The organism is Paraburkholderia sp. (genome assembly GCF_049581445.1).
In the GTDB taxonomy this organism is placed as follows: Bacteria; Pseudomonadota; Gammaproteobacteria; order Burkholderiales; family Burkholderiaceae; genus Paraburkholderia.
The window spans coordinates 1-2,481 of the sequence record NZ_JBAURZ010000007.1 but is presented as its reverse complement, the minus strand read 5'-3'; the positions used below and the strand labels follow the sequence as shown (position 1 = coordinate 2,481).

At 62.2% G+C, this 2,481-nt stretch carries 2 protein-coding genes; one reads left to right on the top strand and one right to left on the bottom strand.

The window, feature by feature from the left end; all coding sequences use genetic code 11:
• Positions 1-1,101, top strand: a 1,101-nt coding sequence (locus WCA85_RS00230) for a PLP-dependent aminotransferase family protein (RefSeq protein ID WP_424060936.1), incomplete at its 5' end; no start/stop codon positions are given.
• A 29-nt stretch (positions 1,102-1,130) separates the two neighbouring features.
• Here the strand turns inward: WCA85_RS00230 and WCA85_RS00225 are convergent.
• A complete protein-coding gene (locus WCA85_RS00225; RefSeq protein WP_424060935.1) occupies positions 1,131-2,219 on the bottom strand; it encodes a TAXI family TRAP transporter solute-binding subunit in 1,089 nt (362 codons plus the stop codon).
• Between the last annotated feature and the right edge of the window lie 262 nt (positions 2,220-2,481).

The following is a 2,481-nucleotide window of genomic DNA, read 5'->3' as shown; positions in this document are numbered from 1 at the left end:
CTGGAAGCCGGGCAGAAGGAGCTCAAACCGGGCTGCGGATGGCTGCCGGCGTCGTGGATGCCGGAAGACGGTTTGCGCCGCGCCTTGCGTGCGGTGGCACGCGACCCGCATATGTCGCTCGCTGACTACGCGAGTCCGCCAGGCCTGCCCGCGCTGCGTCAGCAACTCTCGTGGCGGCTCGCTCAACATGGTGTCGAGGCAACGCCTCAGCAGATTGTCCTGACCGACGGCGGCACCCATGCCCTCGACCTTGTCTGCCGCTTTTTGTTGGAGCCGGGCGACACGGTGCTGATCGACGATCCGTGCTATTTCAACTTCCAGGCGTTGTTGCGGGCGCACCGCGCGCGCATCGTCAGCGTGCCGTACACGCCGCAAGGACCGGATCTGGCGAGCTTCGAGCGCGTGCTGGCCGAGCATCGCCCGCGTCTTTATGTGACGAATTCGGCCATCCACAATCCGACCGGCGCGACGCTGGCGCCGGCTGTCGCGCACCGTCTGCTGAAGCTCGCGGGCGAGCACGATCTGCTGATCGTCGAGGACGACATCTTTGCCGACTTCGAAACCGAATCTGCGCCGCGTCTCGCCGCGTTCGATGGCCTCGCGCGCGTGATCACCATCGGCAGTTTTTCGAAGACCCTGTCGGCGGCTGCGCGTTGCGGTTATATCGCGGCGCGTGAGGACTGGATCGAGCCGTTGATCGATCTGAAGCTCGCGACTTCATTCGGCAACGGCCAACTGGCGGCGAGCGTCGTGCATCATCTGCTGGTGGAGGGCACGTACCGGCGCCATCTCGAAGGCATGCGCGCAAAACTTGCCGATGCCATGGGCGAAACGATCCGGCGCGTGACCCAGGCGGGCCTTGAAGTGTGGACCCGGCCGCGCGCCGGCATGTTCGTCTGGGCGTGTTTGCCGGACGGGCTGGATGCAGCCGACATCGCGCGGCATGCGCTGGCGGAGAACATTGTGCTGGCGCCCGGCAACGTGTTCAGCGTGACGCAATCGGCAACGGGATTTCTGCGTTTTAACGTATCACAATGCAACCGGCCGAAAGCCTACGAAGCGCTACAACGGGCGATGGAGCTCGCGCAGTCGCACGCGTGAACCACCCCAGCACGCGACCCGCAAGCCCTTCATTTGCACAGCATCAGAACCCGCGCCTCATCCGTACAATTGCTCTTGACGGGTGCCTTGTCGGCGGTTTCCGCAGGCGCTGCCGTATTCACACCGGCAGCCCGGCGAGCGACGCAACTGCGCAAACGCTTTTCCACGGGCGCGTAGTATTGCCAGCCGTGGCCGAGGTTGGGCAATTCCAGCTTTACCTGCTTCCATTTCGGATGACCGTGTTCCTGCAGGTTATCGAAATTGGTGCACAACGAATCGGCGAAGTGGTCGAGGTTGACCACGGTATCGCGCAAGCCGTAGTCGTAGGTTACGAGGAATGCCTTGACGGTGAAGGTCGGCACATCGTCCTTGATCCAGTTGGGGTAGCTCGCGGTGTGGATGATCGCCGGGAAATACACCTGCTTGGCCCGCGCGGTTTCCGGCGCCGTGGGGTCGACTCGCAGCAAGCGGAGTTGTTGCAGCAGGTCGGGGTTCATGTCCGTAAAGAGTTTGGCTGGCTGACCTACCACGATGATCGCCACGTCGATTTTCTTCACGATCAATGCAGCGAGCGCGTCTTCATTGCTCAGGTGCTGGACGTTCTGTTCCGGGATCGGCTGACCGAACATCAACCGGTAGATGGTGTTGGCGGACTGCGCGGTGCCGCTGCCGAGCAACCCCACGCTGATGACCTTGTCCTTGATCTCGTTGATGTTCTTCAGAGGCGAATCGGCCCGTACCACGAAGTTAATTTCTTCGTCGTAGAGCGGCATGATCAGGCGCAACGGCCGGATCGCGATACCAGCGTCGGCGTTGCCGGCGTTGGCCATATCGACATAGGCCTGATACACGTCCGACTGGACCAGCGCGAGTTTCACGCCAGGTTCGAAGCGCATGCGTTGCACGTTTTCCGCTGAGCCCTTGGAGGGCAAAACCTCGAGATCGATGCCGACCGGCTCGGCCACCCACTTCGCCAGATCGGCGCCGATCTGGATATAGGTCCCGCGTTCAGGGCCGGTGACGATCTTGTAGTGCGCGGGCTCGGCCATGGCCATCGTTGATGCCAGCAATAACCCGAGCAACCCCGCGATCCACCCCGCCAGTATTGTCTTGAGCATGGTCTTTCACCTTTCAGTCTCGATTGAACAGTCTTGCGCGGTGAGACGCGCGAAGCATCGCTGAGTCAGTTTTCTGTTTCGGTTTTCTATTGCAAGGTGTTGCGTATTGCGGGGCTTCTGAGCATGTGTCCGGCACTGCGAGTTCAGTGACTTGCGGCCGCCGCCGATGCCGGCGGTGTGGCGGGTGCCGGTGAATCCTTCCAGCCGAACTGGGCGATCGCGCGTTCCTGCGCGTCCACACTATTTGCGGCCGGGGTGGTTG